The sequence below is a fragment of the Xanthomarina gelatinilytica genome, assembly GCF_000348685.1.
Taxonomy (GTDB): Bacteria; Bacteroidota; Bacteroidia; order Flavobacteriales; family Flavobacteriaceae; genus Xanthomarina; species Xanthomarina gelatinilytica.
In genome coordinates, this window is sequence record NZ_ANLA01000019.1 from 96,273 (window position 1) to 116,833 (window position 20,561).

Annotated in this window: 18 protein-coding genes; 4 read left to right on the forward strand and 14 right to left on the reverse strand. The window is 37.2% G+C overall.

What is annotated here, in order from left to right; genetic code table 11:
- Window positions 1–4: 4 nt before the first annotated feature.
- Both D778_RS11895 and D778_RS11900 read right to left on the reverse strand, forming a co-directional pair.
- Entirely contained in the window at window positions 5–526 is a 522-nt protein-coding gene (locus D778_RS11895) for a DUF7935 family protein (RefSeq protein ID WP_007651035.1), read from the reverse strand.
- A gap of 8 nt (window positions 527–534) precedes the next feature.
- Window positions 535–2,106, reverse strand: a complete 1,572-nt coding sequence (locus tag D778_RS11900) for an FMN-binding glutamate synthase family protein (protein WP_007651036.1) — start codon at window positions 2,104–2,106, stop codon at window positions 535–537.
- A gap of 62 nt (window positions 2,107–2,168) precedes the next feature.
- Here D778_RS11900 and D778_RS11905 point away from each other — a divergent pair, with 62 nt between their 5' ends.
- Together D778_RS11905 and D778_RS11910 are read left to right on the forward strand one after the other, a co-directional pair.
- Window positions 2,169–3,725 (forward strand): AsmA family protein, encoded by a 1,557-nt coding sequence (locus tag D778_RS11905; protein WP_065230331.1) that lies wholly within the window; start codon window positions 2,169–2,171, stop codon window positions 3,723–3,725.
- Between the two features lie 96 nt (window positions 3,726–3,821).
- Entirely contained in the window at window positions 3,822–6,179 is a 2,358-nt protein-coding gene (locus tag D778_RS11910) for an ATP-dependent helicase (protein ID WP_007651038.1), read from the forward strand.
- A gap of 4 nt (window positions 6,180–6,183) precedes the next feature.
- On the opposite strand, the gene D778_RS11915 is transcribed toward D778_RS11910, so the two are convergent.
- Window positions 6,184–7,050 (reverse strand): alpha/beta hydrolase, encoded by an 867-nt coding sequence (locus tag D778_RS11915; RefSeq protein ID WP_007651041.1) that lies wholly within the window; start codon window positions 7,048–7,050, stop codon window positions 6,184–6,186.
- 54 nt (window positions 7,051–7,104) lie between these two features.
- On the opposite strand from D778_RS11915, the gene D778_RS11920 reads away from it, so the two are divergent.
- On the forward strand, window positions 7,105–7,725 hold the full coding sequence (locus D778_RS11920) for an L-threonylcarbamoyladenylate synthase (RefSeq protein WP_007651043.1): 621 nt from the start codon (window positions 7,105–7,107) through the stop codon (window positions 7,723–7,725).
- 12 nt (window positions 7,726–7,737) lie between these two features.
- Here the strand turns inward: D778_RS11920 and D778_RS14550 are convergent, their stop codons facing one another.
- The 4 genes from D778_RS14550 to D778_RS11935 all read right to left on the reverse strand — a co-directional run bounded on the left by D778_RS14550 (window position 7,738) and on the right by D778_RS11935 (window position 10,538).
- The gene (locus D778_RS14550) at window positions 7,738–7,902 is read right to left on the reverse strand and encodes a hypothetical protein (protein WP_007651045.1); all 165 of its coding nucleotides are present in this window, start codon (window positions 7,900–7,902) and stop codon (window positions 7,738–7,740) included.
- 247 nt (window positions 7,903–8,149) lie between these two features.
- Complete coding sequence (locus tag D778_RS11925; RefSeq protein WP_040492375.1) at window positions 8,150–9,010, reverse strand: OmpA family protein; 861 nt, start codon at window positions 9,008–9,010, stop codon at window positions 8,150–8,152.
- A gap of 95 nt (window positions 9,011–9,105) precedes the next feature.
- A complete protein-coding gene (locus D778_RS11930; protein WP_007651051.1) occupies window positions 9,106–10,095 on the reverse strand; it encodes a glycosyltransferase family 2 protein in 990 nt (329 codons plus the stop codon).
- Window positions 10,092–10,538: a type I restriction enzyme HsdR N-terminal domain-containing protein gene (locus D778_RS11935; RefSeq protein WP_040492364.1), complete on the reverse strand. Its 447-nt coding sequence runs from the start codon at window positions 10,536–10,538 to the stop codon at window positions 10,092–10,094. The genes D778_RS11930 and D778_RS11935 overlap by 4 nt, the downstream gene beginning before the upstream one ends.
- A 103-nt stretch (window positions 10,539–10,641) precedes the next feature.
- Here D778_RS11935 and holA point away from each other — a divergent pair, with 103 nt between their 5' ends.
- On the forward strand, window positions 10,642–11,646 hold the full coding sequence (gene holA, locus D778_RS11940; RefSeq protein WP_007651055.1) for a DNA polymerase III subunit delta: 1,005 nt from the start codon (window positions 10,642–10,644) through the stop codon (window positions 11,644–11,646).
- On the opposite strand, the gene D778_RS11945 is transcribed toward holA, so the two are convergent.
- From D778_RS11945 to D778_RS14555, 7 genes are all read right to left on the reverse strand, one after another.
- Entirely contained in the window at window positions 11,643–12,119 is a 477-nt protein-coding gene (locus D778_RS11945; RefSeq protein ID WP_007651057.1) for a hypothetical protein, read from the reverse strand. The two genes, holA and D778_RS11945, sit on opposite strands and share 4 nt — an antisense overlap.
- 3 nt (window positions 12,120–12,122) lie before the next feature.
- Entirely contained in the window at window positions 12,123–12,500 is a 378-nt protein-coding gene (locus D778_RS11950; RefSeq protein WP_007651059.1) for a DoxX family protein, read from the reverse strand.
- Window positions 12,501–12,589: 89 nt separating this feature from the next.
- Window positions 12,590–15,001 carry an alpha-ketoacid dehydrogenase subunit alpha/beta gene (locus D778_RS11955; protein WP_007651062.1) on the reverse strand — a complete coding sequence of 804 codons (2,412 nt, stop codon included), beginning with the start codon at window positions 14,999–15,001 and terminating at the stop codon, window positions 12,590–12,592.
- A gap of 186 nt (window positions 15,002–15,187) precedes the next feature.
- A complete protein-coding gene (locus D778_RS11960; protein ID WP_007651064.1) occupies window positions 15,188–18,019 on the reverse strand; it encodes a gluzincin family metallopeptidase in 2,832 nt (943 codons plus the stop codon).
- 1 nt (window position 18,020) lies between these two features.
- A complete protein-coding gene (locus D778_RS11965) occupies window positions 18,021–19,283 on the reverse strand; it encodes a T9SS type A sorting domain-containing protein (RefSeq protein WP_007651066.1) in 1,263 nt (420 codons plus the stop codon).
- Window positions 19,284–19,307: 24 nt separating this feature from the next.
- Window positions 19,308–19,997: an LOG family protein gene (locus D778_RS11970; RefSeq protein WP_007651068.1), complete on the reverse strand. Its 690-nt coding sequence runs from the start codon at window positions 19,995–19,997 to the stop codon at window positions 19,308–19,310.
- Between the two features lie 234 nt (window positions 19,998–20,231).
- Window positions 20,232–20,402, reverse strand: coding sequence for a lmo0937 family membrane protein (locus D778_RS14555; RefSeq protein ID WP_007651071.1), 171 nt, complete (start codon window positions 20,400–20,402; stop codon window positions 20,232–20,234).
- Window positions 20,403–20,561 lie beyond the last annotated feature (159 nt).

Consider the following 20,561-nt stretch of genomic DNA (forward strand, 5'->3'; position numbering starts at 1 on the left):
GCTGTTACCACATATCGCTCACTTCCTGTTTTATAAAAGATAGGGCCGCATCACTGGGGGCTCTTTTTTCCATCATTTCAGTTAAAATAACCTCCCTCAATTTATTGGCTGTATTGGTTTTTTCAAGCAAACTGGCTTTTCTTATCAATTGAATGGTGGCATTTTTAGCAGCAGTGATAATGTTCCAGCAATCGTCGCTTATGTATATTTGTTGCGATAGGTTATGGTCAAACTCCTGTTCAATCGCTGCTATAAGTAAATTCTCGTAATCTTCTTTATTTGAAGAAGTTGGACTCATTCTAATAAGTAACTTGGAAGGGGTAATTCGCTCCAAAAACAAAGCCATACGCTCATAGGCCTGAAGGCGTAAAGGCATGGCATTTACCTGCATGTCTTTGTGCAATAGAAAGCGTCTTCTGCCGTCTTCGTTTTTGGTATGCTCTTTAAAAAAATAGTAAGCTATCAATCCGGTAATAAGGGTTGGAAGCGCAAACATAAATAAATCGATAATTCTTTCAGACTCCATAAATAGTATTAATTAGTAAGGGTTGTATTTTTTCCACCCAAATATAAACAATCTTTTAAATCCTGCATAGATGTAAAAGGAACTGGCACTTTGTGGTACATGTAGGTTCGGTCCAATTCCTTGGATAAGTGATGGTCGTCCACGTTTACATCAATGTCCCTCATTTTGAACTGACAAGGGTGTTCGTAACCTGCAGCATGTGTAATTTCAATAAATTCTTTTCTAAAGGTTTTGAAATATTGTGCCAATCGAACCGATTTTAATGTTGGGTCGATACCACTTTGCAACCATTTATTCTGGGTTGCAACACCACTAGGACAACGATTGGTATGGCATACTTGTGCTTGAATACAGCCAATGCTCATCATAGCTTCCCTTGCCACATTAATGCAATCGGCTCCCATGGCAAAGGCCATGGCGGCTTTTGCAGGAAAACCTAATTTCCCACTACCAATAAAAACAATGCGTTCGCAAAGGTCTTGATCCTTGAACACTTTATACAAATCGCTAAACCCATAGACCCATGGTAAGGACACATGGTCTGCAAAACTTGGAGGGGCAGCTCCAGTGCCACCTTCGCCACCATCTACGGTTATAAAATCGGGTCCCTTTCCTGTTTCTGCCATTAGTTTGGCAAGTTCTTTCCATTGCTCCAGTTTTCCTATGGCAGCTTTAATGCCTACAGGCAATCCTGTGGCTTCGGCTATTTGTTCTATAAACTCCATAAGTTCCGGAACATTTGAAAATGCAGAATGGTTGGGAGGGGAAAGCACGTCTTTCCCTAAAGGGACGTGACGGATATCGGAAATTTCCTGTGTTATTTTTGCTGCTGGTAAAACACCTCCTTTTCCTGGTTTGGCACCTTGTGAAAGTTTAATTTCTATGGCTTTTACAAAGGGGTTTTTTTCTACCAAAGCCACTAATTTTTCCAAGGAAAAATTTCCATCATCATCCCTTACCCCAAAATATCCTGTCCCAAAATGAAAAATAACATCGCCACCATGACTGTGATAAGGAGACAGGCCACCTTCACCTGTATTGTGATAGGCTCCGGCCATTTTTATGCCTTTATTTAAAGATTCCACGGCTCGGGCAGACAATGAACCAAAACTCATGGCAGATACATTGATAACAGAACCTGGTCTATAAGGTTTCCTACGTTTGTTGTAAGCTCCCATAACCTTGGCACATGGTAAAAAACAAGGGTCTATGGCATTGGGGTGCCCTGGTTCAATCTTATAAGGCATCATGGCATTGTTTATAAAAATGTGCTGATGCGAATAAATGTCCCTATCGGTTCCAAAACCTTCATAATTGTTTTGTTTTTTCGCCGAGGCATAAATCCAACTGCGCTCAATTCTATTGAACGGAAGCTCTTCCCTGTTGTTGGCAACCAAGTACTGCCTTAACTCTGGGCCAATTTTTTCCAGCATATACCTAAAATGACCAATAATGGGGAAGTTGTGGCTAATGGTATGCTTCTTTTGAATGAAAACATCCCGTATGGCTACCAAAGCCAAGACAATTAAAATCCATTGCCACCAGCTAATAGCAGCCAAAAAGTTTAAAACAGAGCTCATATTTTTATAATTTGAGGTAAATATATTTAAAATATCTATGAAAATTTGGATATCTTTATGAAATGGGCAAACAAAAAAAAAGGTGGTTAAAAATATTCGGATTGATAATTATCGTGCTGGGAATAGGATTTGCCATAGCACATTATGTGGTAAAATCCAAGATTGAAAATGCTTTAACATCCAAGCTTCCAGAAACGGTTAAGTTGACTTATGGCGACTTGGGTGTAAGTTTGTTACAAGGGAAAATCACGTTAAGCAAGGTTAAAATGACCAATTTTGGAAAAACCATTCCAGAACCAAACTTAGAAATGACCTTGGAACAACTTATCATTGATGGATTTGGCTACTGGAGTTTTTTAGTCAATAAAGCCATTTTTATTGAAGCTGTTATTTTAAACAGCCCAAAGGTCACTTACCATCACAATCCCAATATTTCAAAAGAAGCCTACAAGGTTTCCAACAAACAATCATTCAACACATCTATCGAGGTGAAACAGCTTCTTTTAAACCAAGGCTTTATTAAGATTTTGAACTCTGAAACAGATTCCTTGAAACTCCAAATGGAAGAAGTGGATATAAGCCTTAATGAGATTGTTTACAACAACACAAAAAAAAATAGGATTCCGTTTGATCATGGAACTTATCAAGTACGCTTTCAAAAGTTTTTCGGACAACTGAGCGATTATGAAAACCTACGAATTTCAGAAGCTGCTTTAACCCAGGAATCCATTGCATTACGGGATCTAACCTTAAGAACGAAGTATTCCAAGGAAACTTTGTCCAAAATCATTCCTTATGAACGGGATCATTTTAATTTACAAGTGGATTCGTTAGTTGTAAAACAGCCAAATCTGGGTGTAGTAAAAGATACCATCTGGAAATTTGAAAGCCCGAAGGTGGCCTTTCATAATCCCGTTTTTAAGGTCTATCGCGATAAACTGGTAACAGACGATGAACGCATCAAACCTTTATATAGCAAGATGCTTCGGGAGTTAAAGTTCCAATTGGATTTAGAGCGGGTTCTCATTCATGAGGCAGACATTTCCTATTCAGAGAAAGTGAAAGCAGATAAAAAAGCTGGAACAGTAACGTTTAAAGCTTTCAATGCAGACATACAAAAGGTGAGCAATACCTACAAGTCGCCAACAAAAACCGTTTTAAACATAGAAACGCGATTTATGAACCACGCACCATTAAAAGCTGTCTGGTCTTTTGATGTGAACAACCAAGAAGATTTGTTTGAATTTCAAGCAGAAATAGACTTGCTTCAAGCAAGATACCTGAACAGTTTTACAGAACCCAATTTAAACGTGCGTTTGGAAGGCGAGTTGGATAAAACCTATTTTACCATATCTGGAACCGATGACGCTTCAAGCATCGATTTTAAAGTGAAATATCAGGATTTTGATGTGGTGGCACTACGGGACAATGGTCAAGAAAAGAATAAATTCCTATCGGATGTCATCAATATCTTTGTATCCAAAAACAGTAGGTCCAAGCAGTCTTCCTTCAAAGAGGCCACCAAAGATAACATAGAGCGCCATAAAACACAGTCTGTATTTAATTTTATATGGATTAGTGCCAGAGCCGGATTGTTAAAAACCATGACCATAGATTAAAACCTGTGTCTATGTTAAATTGTTTATAATTATTCATAATTCTCCCTGAGAAAAAGTCTAACAATGGTTATTTTTAGCCTTTAAAATGAAAGAGATTTGGAGGAATATTTAAGCCAGTTAAACGACGCACAATTAGCACCAACGTTGCAAAAAGATGGTCCTATGATTGTTATTGCAGGAGCAGGTTCTGGAAAAACCCGTGTGCTAACCTATAGAATTGCCTATTTAATGAGTCAAGGGGTTGATTCATTTAATATATTGGCTTTAACCTTTACCAACAAAGCTGCACGTGAAATGAAAGAACGTATTGCAACCATTGTTGGTTCCAGTGAAGCCAAAAACCTGTGGATGGGAACCTTTCACTCTGTTTTTGCCAAAATCTTGCGTGTGGAAGCAGATAGATTGGGATATCCTAGTAATTTTACCATTTACGACACGCAGGATTCAGATAGGTTGATAGCCTCCATCATTAAAGAAATGAATTTGGACAAGGATCTCTATAAATACAAGCAGATCCGTTCCAGGATTTCTTCATATAAAAACAGCTTGATTACCGTAAAAGCCTATTACCAAAACCCAGAATTAATAGAGGCTGATGCTATGGCAAGACGTCCTAAAATGGGCGAAATCTATAAGAATTACGTAGATAGATGCTTTAAGGCTGGCGCTATGGACTTTGATGATTTGTTGTTGAAAACCAACGAATTACTAACCCGTTTTCCAGATGTGCTGGCAAAGTATCAAAATAAGTTTCGCTATATCCTAGTAGACGAGTATCAAGATACCAACCACAGCCAGTATCTTATAGTGAGAGCGCTATCAGATAAATTTCAGAATATTTGCGTGGTAGGAGACGATGCCCAAAGTATTTACGCATTTCGTGGTGCTAACATCAACAACATATTGAATTTTCAAAAGGATTATGACAATGTCAAACTCTTTAGGTTGGAACAAAATTACCGTTCCACAAAAAACATTGTAAATGCTGCCAATTCCATAATAGACAAAAACCAAACAAAATTGGATAAGGTAGTTTGGACTTCAAACGACGAAGGTCCTAAAGTGAAGGTGAACCGTTCCTTGACCGATGGAGATGAAGGACGTTTTGTGGCCAGTTCCATTTTTGAAAACAAAATGCAACACCAATTAAAAAATAGCGATTTTGCTGTCTTGTATAGAACCAATGCACAATCTCGTGCCATAGAGGATGCCTTGCGTAAAAGGGATATTCCGTATAGGATTTATGGTGGTTTGTCGTTTTATCAACGTAAAGAAATTAAAGATGTCCTGTCTTATTTGCGTTTGGTAATTAATCCAGCAGATGAAGAAGCTTTAAAACGAATCATCAATTATCCAGCTAGAGGGATTGGGCAAACCACAGTGGACAGGCTTATAGTGGCTGCCAATGGCTACAACCGTTCCATATTTGAAGTCCTTCAGAATATAGACAAAATAGATATTAACATTAATACTGGAACCAAAAACAAACTAAAGGATTTTGTGACTTTGATAGAAAGTTTTCAGGTCATGAATCAAACAGCCAATGCATTTGAATTGGCAGAGCATGTTACAAAAGCCAGTGGTTTAATAAGGGAATTCAATAAAGATGGTACTCCAGAAGGCGTGGCCAGAATGGAAAATATGGAAGAGCTGTTAAATGGTATCAAGGATTTTGTGGAAGGACAAAAAGAACTTGCAGATGCAACAGCCTCCTTAGCCGAATTTTTAGAAGATGTGGCTCTGGCAACCGATTTGGACGCTGATAAAGGCGATAGTGACCATGTGGCCTTAATGACCATTCACTTGGCCAAGGGCTTGGAGTTTCCGTATGTGTACATTGTAGGTCTGGAAGAAGACCTGTTTCCAAGTGCCATGAGCATGAACACCAGAAGTGAATTGGAAGAGGAGCGACGTTTGTTTTATGTAGCCTTGACCAGGGCAGAAAAGCAAGCGTATCTTACCTATGCGCTCACAAGATATCGTTGGGGAAAACTTATTGATGCCGAACCAAGTAGATTTATTGAAGAAATAGACGACGCCTATTTGGATATTATTACACCTATTGAAGAACGACGTTTTAACCCCATGTTGGATGCCGATATTTTTGGCGATGATATTCCAGAAACCACCAGAAGGGCCAATGCCAATAAAATAAGATTCAAAAAACCGGTCCAGCCAACTTTTAAAAAGAAAACAGGCTCCAACAACAAGCCTGAAAAAATGGTGATCAGTACTCCAAAAAACCTAAAACCAGTAGATAAGGCTACTGCTTCCACAAATTTATTTGATACAAAATTGACCGTTGGAAACCTAGTGGAGCACTTGCGTTTTGGTAAAGGGGAAGTTTTAAAAATTGAAGGTACAGGAAGCGATACCAAAGCCGAAATTAAATTTGATAAAGGTGGTGTTAAAAAACTTCTGTTGCGTTTTGCCAAGCTGGAAATAATAGGATGATAACCTAATCTAAATGGGTTTCAATAAAAGCTTTTAACTTAAGACTTGTATCCAGCAAATCCAAACCTATCCAACCATGACCAGCATTGGGATACAAAGTGAATTCATGGGTTACGCCCAGAGTTTGTAATTTGTCCCTTAAATCCGTTCCTTGGGTAGTAGGCACCAAAGGATCCAAGCCTCCATAAAATAAAATGGTTGGAGGTGCTGAAGCAGTAACTTGATGATACGGACTAACTTCTTCCAAATAAGCCGTAGAAGCATCCACACCATATAAATCCAACAACGCTTGTAGTTCGGGATTGGTATTGTTCAAGTAAGCAGGATCCGTAAAGTTGGTTGGTCCAACTATGCTGCAAACCATGTCTATGTCATTTCCTGTATCAAAAGCATAACTCCATAACAATGCCAAGTGAGCTCCTGCACTTACTCCTATAAAGGCAAAATCGTCATCAATTACGTAATGGTTTTGTTTGCTTTTCAGTAAATTGATGATGGTTGTTATATCATTGATTTGCATGGGATAAGGCTGGTTGTTTTGGTCTGCCAATCTGTAATTAATGTTTACAATGGCCATGTTGGGGAATTCACTGCGTATATAGTCCCTTAGATCATTCATGTCACTTTTGTCTCCAGCAGACCAACCACCACCATGAACCAAAATCATCACTTCGGTGTTTAAGTTTCTGTTGGCAGGCAAATAAATATCGAATGTTTGATCGCTATCAGGTCCATAGGACACATTCAACTCCTGATAATATTCGGTTGGATCCAAGTCCGTTACCAGATTGGTGTCATTGTCGTCCGTAGAGCAGGAAACAATAGTTAAAACAATAAATATTATAAATAAGTAGTGTTTGTTGACCTTCATAAAAGATTAAATTAATTACTTTGTATAAGTTAACGAATTTTTAAGATAAATAGTATGGCTGAATTTATTAAAATTTACGAGGAGAATCCAAATCCGAAAGAAATTGCTAAAGTGGTTAAAGTCTTGAAAGCTGGTGGATTGATTATTTATCCCACAGATACGGTTTATGGTTTGGGTTGCGATATTAATAATGTAAAGGCTTTAGAGCGTGTTGCGAGAATAAAAAATGTGAAATTGGAAAAATCCAACTTTTCTTTTATATGCGAAGATTTAAGCAACTTAAGCGACTATGTTAAACAAATAGATACATCTACCTTTAAAATCCTAAAGCGTGCCCTTCCTGGACCTTATACCTTTATTCTTCCAGGAGCCAAGTCTTTGCCTCATCCGTTTAAAAAGAAAAAAACAGTGGGAATTCGTGTGCCAAATAACAGTATTGCCATTGAAATTGTAAAGCATTTGGGAAACCCAATTATTTCAACTTCCATTCATGATGACGATGAGGTTTTGGAATACACCACAGATCCGGAACTTATTTATGAAAAATGGAAAGATATAGTGGATTTGGTCATAGATGCTGGTTATGGGGATAACCATGCTTCCACAGTTATCGACTTGTCTGAAGGAGACCCAATTATAGTAAGGGAAGGAAAAGGGAGCTTGGAAATTTTTTAAACCCGGGAAGCATCATTGTGTTGCAGATTCCAGGTTTTTTAAAAAGTCTCTAGCAGGTCTGTTGGTTGATATTATAGAATCTGCTTGAAAGTATGTTTCAGATTTAATAACATTCACCAACCAATCCAAATGGTTTTTGGAACGTCTCTCAAAATGATACGGTAATGCTTGTCTCATAATAATTCAATTTTTAAGTAGGCACTTAAAAACATCAAAATAGTTGGGAGTAGGTTTGGGGTTTGTAAAAAAGTCTTATATGGACTTGATTTACAGTTTATAACATGAAATTACAACACTCCTTAAAAGAAATTAACCTAAACATAAAATTTATTGATTCATTCAATAAAACCCCAAAAAGAGGTGTTTTAGGCACAAAAAAAAGCTCAATCGGTTGGATTGAGCTTTTCTTTATGGATTAAACCTGTTAGTTGCCTGCAGCTTCTAGGTTTTTCATTTCTTTTTCTATCATGTCGTAGAATTCATCAATTTTAGGTAAGATCACGATTCTGGTACGTCTGTTGGCAGCTTTACCTTCAGCAGTATCATTGGAAGCTATTGGAACATATTGCGAACGTCCAGCAGCAATCAATTTACTTGAATTCACACCCAAATCTTCCAAGACACGAACCACAGAAGTGGCACGTTTTACACTCAAGTCCCAGTTATCAATAAGTGGTGGCTTGTTGTAAGGTACTGGATCTGTATGTGCTTCAACCATACACTCAAAATCAGGTTTGCTTTTTACCACTTTGGCAACTTTCCCTAAAACTTCTTTAGCGCGTTCGTTTACAACATAACTACCGCTTTTGAATAATAGTTTGTCTGCAATGGAAATAAATACAACTCCTTTTTCAACGTTTACTTCAATATCAGGATCGTTTATGCCCACTTCTTTTTTCAAACTGGTAACCAAGGCAAGCATCACACTGTCCTTTTTGGAAATGGCATCTTGCAATCTGGTTATTTTAAGATCTTTCTCTCTCATGCTCTCCAAGGTTTTTTCAATGTTTGAAGCTCCTTTAGAGGTTAACATGGTTAGGTCTTTATTGCTTTGAATTAAGTTTTCGTTAGAAGATTTTAAATCAGCAATACGGTCTTCCAAGGCTTTGGCACGTGCTTCAGAGGACGCTTTGTCTGCTAAACAAGAGTTTAGTTTTACTGTTGCAGTATTTAAGAGGTCTTGGGTTTCTTTCTGTTTGGCTTCTAAGGCAGCATACTCTTTTTTAGAGACGCAAGAACCTAAAAAAAATAGAGCGAAAACGCCCAATATCAATGTTTTTTTCATAATGATTTCGGTTTTATTGATGTTATTTTTTAACATACCAAAATTATGCAAAAGAAGATGAGTTTGTGTAGGAATTAACAAAAATTTTAACAGTTTTATAAACAATTGAAATTCTTACATTTATTTATATAATAAGACCAAACCAAAGAGGGTTTTTTATAATAATTTTTACATTGTTTTAAAGTCTTTCTTTGTTTTAAAAGTTTGGGAAGATGTGCATAAAAACTTAGGTGTGCTTTTAAAATGGCCAAAATATGCAGCCACTTAAACTCCAGAAGGAACTTTACAGCAGCAAAACCATCCAGAACAAGTCTTGTAAGGATCAATGCAAATAGGTTTCCACCAGCATTTTTTACCAAGGTGAACAAACTGTTCCTAAAATTTAAAAAGGTTTTCTTTGGATTGCTGTTCTCTAAGGTTGCGCCACCAACATGGTACACAGTTGAGGTGCCAACATAACATGTGTTGTAATTTTTATTGAAGGCTCTCCAACACAAATCTATCTCTTCCATGTGTGCAAAAAAAGATTCATCAAAGCCATTTAACTGTCTATAAATGTCTTTTCTGATAAAAAAACAAGCTCCTGAAGCCCAAAAAACAGGAGTGATGTCGTTGTATTGACCAAGGTCTTCCTCAATGCTGTGAAACAGGCGACCTCTACAAAACGGATACCCAAACTTATCTATAAATCCGCCAGCTGCTCCTGCATATTCAAAATGGTTTTTGTTTTTGTAATCCAAGATTTTGGGTTGGATAATGGCTGTTTCCGGTTGTTTTTTAAAGGTTTCAGCTATGGGGTTTAGCCAAGCTTCGGTCACTTCCACATCGCTGTTCAACAAACAAAAAATGTCTTCAGTGACATGTTTTAGAGCCTCGTTATACCCTTTGGCATAACCTCCATTCTCTGTATTCTGAATGATTTTAACAGTTGGAAAATGGTGTTTTACAAAATGAACTGAATTGTCTGTAGAGGCATTGTCGGCAACATATATTGTAGCTTCTTGAGAGTATTTAATTACTGAGGGCAAGAATTGCTCCAATAATTTTTCTCCATTCCAATTTAATATAACGACGGCTATTTTCATGGTGTATAATCTGGAATATCTTTCAAAAATTGGTAGCGTTCTCCAACAAAATCCATCTGGCAATAATAATGATTCATTCCGTTAGTAACCATTAAATAAGTGGCATTTAAAGCCAGATTATAACGCGCAATCTGGTCGAATGTGCTTTGGTCGATGGATATTTGTGGTGCTTTGCACTCCACGATAAGATGAATGCTGCCATCGGGATTAAAAACCACAATGTCGTAACGTTTCTTTAAGCCGTTTACTTTTAATTCCTTTTCCACATTGATCAAGGATGTGGGATAATTTTTTTCATGGATTAAAAACTGCACACAATGTTGACGAACCCATTCTTCGGGTTGTAAAACCACAAATTTTTTACGAATAGTATCGAATATAGAAATTTTATTTTCGCTATTTTTGAAACGAAACGGAAACTTTGGAAAATGGAGCTCTTGCATCAAGGCAGTAAATTTTTTTCAAAGTTAAGTGACATTCATTAAAAACCAAACATCCATGACTTATTTTGGAATTTGTGTTTTTTTAATTTAGATTTTTAAGGATTTGGACGAAGTCAAGCAAATAGTAACAGATATCAAGAACAGGAATTTTAAACCCATTTATTTTTTAATGGGAGAGGAGCCTTATTATATTGATAATATTTCGAAATATATAGAATCTCAAGTGCTTACCGAAGAGGAAAAAGGCTTTAACCAAATGGTGCTTTATGGTCGCGATGTCTCTATAGAAGATGTGGTAGGCCATGCCAAGCGCTACCCAATGATGTCGGAGTATCAGGTGGTTATCGTTAAGGAAGCCCAAGATTTATCCAGGCACATTGAAAAACTGGTTGATTATGCCGAAAATCCTCAGCCTACCACCATTTTGGTTTTCAATTACAAATACAAAACCATAGACAAGCGTAAAAAACTTTATAAAACGCTCAAGAAATCTGGAGTTATTTTTGAAGGCAAAAAACTGTACGACAACCAGGTTGGTGATTGGATAAGACGTGTGTTGTCTGGGCAGAATTATACCATTTCCCCCAAAGCAGCTCAAATGCTTGCCGAGTTTTTGGGAACCGATTTAAGTAAAATTTCCAACGAATTGGAAAAACTTAAAATCATCCTTCCCGAAGGTACCCAGATTACTCCTGAACATATAGAGCAAAACATTGGAATTAGCAAAGACTACAATAATTTCGAGCTTCAAAAAGCTGTTGGTGCCAGGGATTTTGTAAAAGCCAATCAAATTATTAAGTATTTTGGAGAGAACCCAAAGGACAACCCAATGGTTGTAACGGTATCTTTATTGTATAGCTTTTTTTCCAAGTTGTTGCACCTACATGGCTTGAACGACAAATCGCCCAGAAGCGTAACGGCTGCTTTAAAAATCAACCCTTATTTTGCCAACGAATACATTGCAGCTGCTAGAAATTACCCAATGAAACAAGTAAGTTCTGTTATTGCCACATTAAGAGAATTTGATGTAAAAAGCAAAGGTGTTGGCTCCAATGCTGTAAGTCAGGGAGATTTGCTCAAGGAAATGATGGTAAAAATCATGAATTAATCTTCCAGGTCTTCCAACATCATTCTATAATCGTACTGTAAATCCTCATGAAGGGTTTTTACTGTTTTCTTGATGCTCAAGATCTGTCTGTTGTAGATATTGGTTAAGGTAACGTTGTATTTAATGGAAGGTTTAAAATCCTTTAAAGTTGCACAGAAATAAAATAAAAGTTCCACTTCGGTTTCTTTTTTTAAAGAATAGCGTGCGTATTTCTTTAAGTTCCTTAAAATCTTCCTAATGCTTTTTTTTATATAAAAATAACTGTCTGTATTGATATTGTTAAACTGTTGGTCCAATTCCTGTTTAACCGTTTCAATGTAACCGGCTTCATCATGGGACTCAAATAACAAATAGGTAAGGAGTTCCTTGTTTTCTTTTTTGAATTTGGACAATCGCAAACAAAGTTCCATCAATTCTTCCGAAGAGCGATGTTGCAATTCTTTTTTTATGGTTACTACAGAAACAGCTTTCATAAGTTATTTTTTCGTGTCTATTGCGTATTTTCCAGGACCAGCCAGAAACACCGCCACAAAACCTATAAGATACAAAAGGGCTTTTTCCTTAGTACCAAAATCGTCTTGTAAATGCACCACAAAAGCAGCCACAAACATGGTTATGGCAACAGGAATGGCTGCAAGTTTTGTTTTGTAACCTAGAATAATGAATATAGGAGCTACCACTTCACCAATTAAAGCAAGGATTAAAGAAAGGGTTGGCCCAACACCAATAGGGTCTCCAAATTCTATGGGACTTGAAAACAGGCGTTCTATTTTTGGAATTCCATGGGTTAGCATCATGGCAGACATGGAGATTCTCAGGAAGGCTAAAGCTAAATCGGTAAGATTTTTGTTCATGGGTTGAAGTTTAGTTGCCTATAAAGATATAAAAAAAGACCTCATAGCATTTAAGCTTATGAGGTCTTATAATAACAAGTTTTATTTTTTTATCTCAAGTTAGGATAATCTGAAGGATTGGCCTCGTGCATTACCTGGTAAACGGCTTCAAACACATCTTCAACCGAAGGTTTGGAGAAATAGTCACCATCTGTTCCATAAGCTGGCCTGTGTTGTTGCGCAGTTAAGGTCTGTGGTTTGCTATCCAAGTGCCTGTAGGCATTTTGTGTATTCAACACTTCATTTAAAATATAGGCAGAAGCACCTCCAGGAACATCTTCGTCAATCACCATCAACCGATTGGTTTTGGCCACACTTTTTACAATATCCTGATTTAAATCGAAAGGCAACAACGATTGAATGTCTATAATTTCCACATCAATACCTACTTCCTGTAATTCTTTGGCAGCCTGTTCTATGATCCTTAAGGTAGAACCATAAGAAACAACAGTAATATCGTTTCCTTCGCGAATGGTTTCTACCACACCCAAAGGTGTTTTAAACTCACCCATATTCGAAGGCATTTTTTCCTTTAACCTATAGCCATTTAAGCATTCTACAATTAAAGCAGGCTCATCACTTTCCAGGAGCGTGTTATAAAAACCGGCAGCTTTGGTCATGTTTCTTGGTACAAGAACGTGAATGCCACGTACCAAATTGATAACTCCACCCATTTGCGATCCTGAATGCCATATGCCTTCCAGTCTGTGCCCACGGGTTCTTATAATTAAAGGTGCTTTTTGGCGACCATTGGTTCTGTATTGAAGGGTTGCCAAATCGTCGCTCATAATTTGAAGCGCGTATAAAATATAATCTAAATACTGGATTTCAGCAATTGGGCGCAAGCCTCTTAAGGCCATCCCAATACCTTGTCCTAAAATGGTTGCTTCTCGAATACCAACGTCCGATACGCGAAGTTCACCATACTTTTCCTGCATGCCTTCCAGACCTTGATTCACATCCCCAATATGTCCCGCATCTTCACCAAAAACCAAAGTTTCTGGATATTTGCTGAATATAGCATCAAAATTATCCCTAATCACCAATCTGGCATCTACTTCTTCGCTCTTATCGTTGTAAGTTGGTTTAACTTCTTTTACGTTTAAAGCCGATTTAGGCGACTCGCTATATAGGTGCGAACTGTATTTAGGTTGTACGGTTTCTATGTATGCATTGATCCACTGTGTCAATTGGTTTTTTTCTGATGATGATTCGCTAACCACATAACGTAAAGCCTTTCTGGCAGTAGAAAGTATGTCTTTTCTAATAGGTTCTTTAATGTCGGCCAAATCATTTTTAAGCTTATTTATAAAAACCTTGTTGTTGCTGGAATTGGCCACTTGTTCCAAAATATCCAGAAGCTCTTGCTGTTCTTGTTTTAAAGGTTGTATAAAAGCAGTCCAAGCAGCTTTTTTTCCATCCCTAACTTCTTTTTTTATGGTGGTTTCAATCTCTTTCAATTCCTCATCGGTAGCCATACCATTGGCTATCATCCATTCACGAAGTTTTACATTACAGTCAAATTCAGCTTCCCAAGCCAAGCGGTTTTCATCTTTGTAACGCTCGTGAGAACCAGAGGTCGAGTGTCCTTGTGGTTGTGTTAATTCCTTAACATGTATTAAAACAGGCACGTGTTCTTCCCTAGCAATTTTTGAAGCATTTTGGTAGGTTTCCACCAAAGCAGGATAATCCCAACCGTTTACGCATAAGATTTCAAAGCCTTTGGTGTCTTCATCACGTTGAAACCCTTTTAAGATTTCAGAGATGTTTTCTTTGGTAGTTTGATGTCTGGCATGTACCGAAATTCCATATTCATCGTCCCAAACACTCATAACCATGGGTACTTGTAAAACACCTGCAGCATTAATGGTTTCAAAAAACAGGCCTTCACTTGTACTCGCATTTCCTATGGTTCCCCAAGCCACTTCGTTTCCGTTATTGGAAAAATTAGTGGTATCGATCCCTTTTACGTTTCTGTAAATTTTAGAAGCTTGGGCCAATCCTAATAACCTTGGCATCTGTCCAGCAGTAGGAGAGATGTCTGCACTGGAATTCTTCTGTTTTGTTAAATCCTTCCAGTTTCCATTTTCGTCCAAACTATGGGTTGCAAAGTGGCCTCCCATTTGTCTGCCTGCAGACATGGGATCGTGATTGATGTCTGGATGCCCATACAAACCTGCAAAAAACTGTTGGATGTTCAATTCGCCAATGGCCATCATAAAGGTTTGGTCCCTGTAATATCCAGAACGGAAATCCCCATTCCTGAACGCTTTTGCCAAAGCCAATTGAGGTACTTCTTTTCCGTCTCCAAAAATACCAAACTTGGCTTTTCCAGTAAGTACTTCACGTCGACCTAGAAGACTGCATTCACGAGAGGTGACAGCAATTTTATAATCGTTTATTACTTCAGCTTTAAAGTCTTCAAAAGACAGGTCTTTTTGTACGTCTGGATTTGTTTGCATAATGATTGTTTTAATAGCACAAATTTAGTCAATATTTGTGTGTTTTGCAATTTGATAAATAGTTAAAGAATTGACAAATTGTTAGTGATTCCAGTAAAATATAGCAAATTATTGAAAGATTGTCAGTAATTCAGAAAATCATTAAAAATATGCTATTGAAAATTTTACATGAAAATAACTGTTTTTTTAATACCAACGTCTGGTAAACAAACCAAACAGCGTTTTAAAATCCAGTGTCACCACAAAGCGTATTTTTTCGGCATATTGTGCTTGTGCCACTTCCCATCCCAGATTGGAATATACAGGAAAGTACAGCTCAAAATAGTCTGGAATCAAGCTAACGCGAATCCCGGAATCGTAAACAAATTCTATGTCTTCCCTGTGGTTTTTTACCAAACCAATATCGCCATAGGCTAAAATGTATTTCCAAATGGTGGTACTTCCGTTTATGGTGCTTATCCACTCGTTGGCATAAGGCGTGTTTAGTTTCGATTTAAACCCACCTTCTGCAATAATGATTTGCTGACTGAACAGTCCAGAATCTTCAGAACGCCCATAATAATTGTAGTCAAACAAATAATCGGTTGGTCTGTCCAAGGCATAGCTAAAATAATCGGAAGTCTCATAAGTGTCATTGTAAAGAAACAGTCCTGTAAAAAGCCTTAAGTTAATTTGCCTGTTGCCTTCGGTTAGTTTTCTGTACTCAAAATTAAAAGCCAGTTTTCCAAACTTCTTTCCAAATTGCAAATCTGTAAACCAAGCCGTATAATCTTTCAATCCTTTGTTGATGTTGTTGTAACGTGCATTCAACACACTGTAATTTGGTTGTGTGGCATCTGCAGTAACCACAGGGTTGTCGTCCCTATTGATATCTATATACCTTAAAGTAATAAACTGTTTCTTATTGGAGCGTAGGTTGGTTTTATCCCTAAATTGCATGGAAATCCCTGGTGTTAATTTTCTTACAAACAAATCTTCGGCATAACTGGCATAACTGGCCGATATACCATAGTTGATGCTAAATAAATCGGAAGTGTTCTGTATATACTGATTGTAGTTTAAGGTTATGGAACCTGTAAGGGATTTGGATTTGGTTCCATATTGTGGTGCAATTTTATAGTAGAAAGGCTTTTTAAGTACCGTTTTATTATAGGCCTTTACCCCAAGTACAATACCATCGTATATGTTGTTAAACTCAATGATAGGCATAAAAAACACTTGGTTGTAGGCTGGATCTTCAATGTCCTTGATAAGCCTAAACTGAAGGGGTTTGTTAAATAAGGAGTTTGTTAAAGACTTGGTGTTGTCCCTTAAGTTGTATTCAGGAACAATTAAATCTTTGTTTAGCACCACTTTGGTACCTTGGTTTTTTAAGAGCTTAACAGTTTTGGTATCTATAACGTTTTCTATCCATATTTTAGACACAATAGAGTCTTTATCCAGAACAAACAAGGATATAGGGACGTTGGCATTTGTTTTGTTCTTAACGGTTACTTTAATGGAATCCCTTGATTCTTCAATGTTTGAAATGGTAAAGTCTATATATTTTTTGGTCTTTAAGTAATCTGTAAAAAACCAATTGATGTCTTTGGTGGTATTACTTTTTAACAGCTTTTCAAAATCTGAAGTCTGGGTTTCCTTAAACGTATAGTTTGCAAGGTATTTCTTTACGGAATTCTCCAATACGTTGGCATTGATAAATTGGTCCAGATAGCGTAAGCCTACACCAGCTTTGTATTTGTTGGCAATGTTTTTATTGAATTTCAGCAAAGAGTCTTTTTCTGTGGTTAAAGGTTGGTCCAGGTTTTCCCTGGCCATGTGCATGTATAAAAACGGATATTGGTCGTTAAAATCCAATTGCGTGGCATGAAAGGATTTGATGCCCCAGATTTTGGAGAGCGTTCCGGCCAATTTCATATCTGGGTAGTATTCCTCCACATACTTCATTAAATAGTAGGTTTGCAAACCATCTATGATCCATTGGTCTTTTCTAGGGTTGATTATCAAAATGTTTTCCAGGTAATTGTTTAGGGCTGTTTTCAATATTTTAAGTTCATATTGAAATTTATCCGGAAAAGGTCTAATAAAACTAGGCAAGAGGTTTAAACCATAAATTGGGTTCTTTCGGTAGTCTATGTCTGTAATAAGCAACCGTTCCAATGGGTAAGGTCCCAAATGTCTGGTTAAAAATTCAGAAACATGATCTGTAATCACCAAATTGTCTATCACGTTCAGGCTTTCTTGATCTACGTTGGAAACCATGGTAAAATAGTCGGTTTTAACTTGAGAGAACTGCTTTCTTTGGTTTAAGAACAGTTTGCTGTTTACACGGTTTTTCCCTTCCAGTTTCACCGTAAAGATGTCGTTTTCCTGACGCATGTCTACCTGGTCCAATTCGGAAGTTACATGATAGGTGTTTGGGATCTGTAATTCCAGGCTAAGGTCTGCCACAGGCACAAACATATCATCCAGGTTTTTATTGCTAAAATACTGCCATTCGCCATTGTACACAGCTGGTGTTATGTACCAATAGCGCAAGTTAAAATCGCCATTGTTGGACACGCCATATCTGGTAAATTTATCACTTGGCACCTGCACGATATAGTTTAATTGAATGGTGTAACTCCCGTTGGGTTTTAAAGGGCTGGCCAGTTGTACTTTTACCACGTCTATATGCTCTTTTACCCTGTCAAACTCCAATTCTTGATGGTCTTGTTCTATGGATGTGATAACCGAATAGCCTCTGTCTTCATTTTTGGCAAAGTGAAATTCGGTACTGTATTCTTCAGCAAAACGCATGGCCAGAGGTGTTGTTTTGGTAGCATAACTATGGTTCCAGTCGTTTAAATACACAACGTCCAAGGTGTCTTCTGTGGTGTTGTGATACGTAATGGTTTGTGAGATTTTTATCTGTTTTTTTTCCACCATAAAATCGGCTTTAAGGTCTATTTTATTTTGACCCAAAACCCAAAGAGGTAGTAAAAGAAACAATAAAGGACTTAAAAATCTGACTTTCAATTTATTTTATAAACTTTAACGGTTGTACATTGGTGTTCGACATACGGATGTAATAGATGCCATTTTTTAAACCAGACACGTCTATACTTAAACGATTGGAAGTGCCCAGGGGAATGCTTTTAACAACTTGGCCCAAGGTGTTAAAAATGTAAAGTTTGTTGGATGAAAGTGATTGGTTATGTATTTGGACCTCCAAGGTAGTGTCCACCATATTGGTGCCCATAATTTGAAAGCTCTCTGTTTGGTATGTAGGTATGCTCAATAAGGCCTCGTTGGTTTCCAGTTCCATAACCACAGGAAGGTGGTCGCTAAAGTAATATAGCGCTTCGCGAACTTCCAATGAGAAACTGGTGCCTGCACAAGCTGTATCAAGTATCTCGTTGTTAAAACAATTAAGGTTGCTGTTATTGCCAAAAGCCTGATAACTGTTTGGAACATAGTACAGGTCTTGGTTGGACAGCATGTTGGTAGAGGTTAAGATAAAATCAAACCTATCGTCCAGGCCACCTGTAGAACCTCCCAAACCTGATTGGGTTCTGGTAGATTGCGTAAACACATCCACATAATCCACATTGGTATGCCAACTTCCCATTCTATCAACAGGATCTACAAAAACAATGTTGTTGTTTGGGTCTATCAATTCCAGAAATGCAGGCTCAGAAGCTGAATACACATTAAAATCTCCAGCAAGCATCACATAGCTATCTGAAGGAAAAGTGCTTAAATACTGTGTTAAATCTTGAACCATTTGTAATCTTAAGTTTTCGTTGTTACTGCCACTAGAGGCTTTTAGGTGGCAAACTATAGCATTTAAATATACAGGATTACTGTTTTGGTTTACAGAATTTAACTTTAATTTATAATGATTGAAATCGCGATAGAGGGTTTGTACAATATGCTGACTCTCCAAAATGAATTTGGAATTGTCGTAAAATATTAAATTTTGAAGGTCGTTTTGGTTGCCTATCTCATCGTCTGAGGTATTTGAAGTAAACACAGCACTTCTGTAATCTTCACTAATTCTATCTTGAAGCACTTGTAAAATGGCGTTGCCACCATACACATTGTTTAATTCGCAAACCATAAATATATCTGGTTTGTAGGTGTTCAAGGTTTGTTCCAAATAATCAATACGGTTGGGAACATTGGTCTCTAAAGGAAAATTCAACAAATTGTAAAACATCAGCTTGAAGTTTTCTTGAGAAAACAGGCTGTGTGTTATCATCATGCAAAGCATGGATATTATTTGAATTTTCTTTTTCATGAGGTTTTAGGGATTTTAACCAGGTTAAAAATTAGGGCTCAATCGATACTTCTTATAGAAAGCATCCAAGATGTCAATGACTTCTTCTGGGCTGTCCACCACATGGATCAGGTCTAGATCTTTGGCGCTGATATTGTTAAACCTGGTAAGCAAGGTCTCATGGATCCAGTCTATCAAGCCTCCCCAAAATTCCGTTCCTACAAGGATAATAGGAAATTTTTCAATTTTGTTGGTTTGTATCAAGGTAATGGCTTCAAACAATTCATCCAAGGTACCAAAACCTCCAGGCATAACCACAAAACCTTGCGAGTATTTAACAAACATAACCTTTCTTACAAAGAAATAATCGAAATCCAGACTTTTATCGGAATCAATGTACGGATTATCGTGTTGCTCAAAAGGCAATTCAATGTTCAATCCAACCGATGTCCCACCAGCTATATGCGCGCCTTTGTTTCCGGCTTCCATAATACCTGGACCTCCACCAGTAATCACGCCATAACCATGATCTACTATTTTGGCAGCTATTTCTTCGGCCAATTTGTAATACTTATTGTCTGGTTTGGTTCTAGCCGAACCAAAAATGGACACACAAGGGCCGATTCTACTTAATTTTTCATAACCATTTACAAACTCTCCCATGATTTTAAAAATAGCCCAGGAATCGTTTGTTTTTATCTCATTCCAACGTTTGTGATGTTGTTCGTCTCTCATTTATATCTTATTTTCTTTTTTTCTGAATTGTTATAATGGATGTTTTCTTATCGGCTTTTGGCTTCAAAATAATCCAAAGGCAAATTTAAGAGAAATAAGGACATTTTTAGTGCTTTCTTCAAATGATTTATAAAAACAGGATAGAACCTATCACTTTTACATTTAATAAACAAAAAAAGCAAACCTTTTAAGGGTTTGCTTTTTTGTATAAACTAAGGTACTCTTTCTTTTGAATTATTTTAAAGGCCCTCGACCGGATATAATGTTATACAAGATCACAATTACGGCAATCACCAGTAAAATATGGATTAAATTACCAGTTCCAATACCTGGAACTACGCCTAAAAATCCTAATAGCCAGATAACAATACATATTACTGCTACCAGCCAAAGTAAACTTCTCATAATATAGGGATTTATGGTTAAGTTACTAAGTTAGTGAATTTTAATGAATAAAGCGTAATTTTTTAATGGCTTGGGGAAACGATTTCATGTGTCCAGATTACAAGCCAAAGCAATCATAAGCTGGATATGTATATTATAATAAGCTGATATGCGGACTTT

Excerpts from the sequence above, each read along its gene's own strand:
- D778_RS11895 (WP_007651035.1), bottom strand. The coding sequence starts at position 526 with ATGGAGTCTGAAAGAATTATCGATTTATTTATGTTTGCGCTTCCAACC.
- D778_RS11900 (WP_007651036.1), bottom strand. The coding sequence starts at position 2,106 with ATGAGCTCTGTTTTAAACTTTTTGGCTGCTATTAGCTGGTGGCAATGG.
- D778_RS11905 (WP_065230331.1), top strand. The coding sequence starts at position 2,169 with ATGGGCAAACAAAAAAAAAGGTGGTTAAAAATATTCGGATTGATAATT.
- D778_RS11915 (WP_007651041.1), bottom strand. The coding sequence starts at position 7,050 with ATGAAGGTCAACAAACACTACTTATTTATAATATTTATTGTTTTAACT.
- D778_RS11920 (WP_007651043.1), top strand. The coding sequence starts at position 7,105 with ATGGCTGAATTTATTAAAATTTACGAGGAGAATCCAAATCCGAAAGAA.
- D778_RS14550 (WP_007651045.1), bottom strand. The coding sequence starts at position 7,902 with ATGAGACAAGCATTACCGTATCATTTTGAGAGACGTTCCAAAAACCAT.
- D778_RS11925 (WP_040492375.1), bottom strand. The coding sequence starts at position 9,010 with ATGAAAAAAACATTGATATTGGGCGTTTTCGCTCTATTTTTTTTAGGT.
- D778_RS11930 (WP_007651051.1), bottom strand. The coding sequence starts at position 10,095 with ATGAAAATAGCCGTCGTTATATTAAATTGGAATGGAGAAAAATTATTG.
- D778_RS11935 (WP_040492364.1), bottom strand. The coding sequence starts at position 10,538 with ATGCAAGAGCTCCATTTTCCAAAGTTTCCGTTTCGTTTCAAAAATAGC.
- D778_RS11945 (WP_007651057.1), bottom strand. The coding sequence starts at position 12,119 with ATGAAAGCTGTTTCTGTAGTAACCATAAAAAAAGAATTGCAACATCGC.
- D778_RS11950 (WP_007651059.1), bottom strand. The coding sequence starts at position 12,500 with ATGAACAAAAATCTTACCGATTTAGCTTTAGCCTTCCTGAGAATCTCC.
- D778_RS11955 (WP_007651062.1), bottom strand. The coding sequence starts at position 15,001 with ATGCAAACAAATCCAGACGTACAAAAAGACCTGTCTTTTGAAGACTTT.
- D778_RS11965 (WP_007651066.1), bottom strand. The coding sequence starts at position 19,283 with ATGAAAAAGAAAATTCAAATAATATCCATGCTTTGCATGATGATAACA.
- D778_RS11970 (WP_007651068.1), bottom strand. The coding sequence starts at position 19,997 with ATGAGAGACGAACAACATCACAAACGTTGGAATGAGATAAAAACAAAC.
- D778_RS14555 (WP_007651071.1), bottom strand. The coding sequence starts at position 20,402 with ATGAGAAGTTTACTTTGGCTGGTAGCAGTAATATGTATTGTTATCTGG.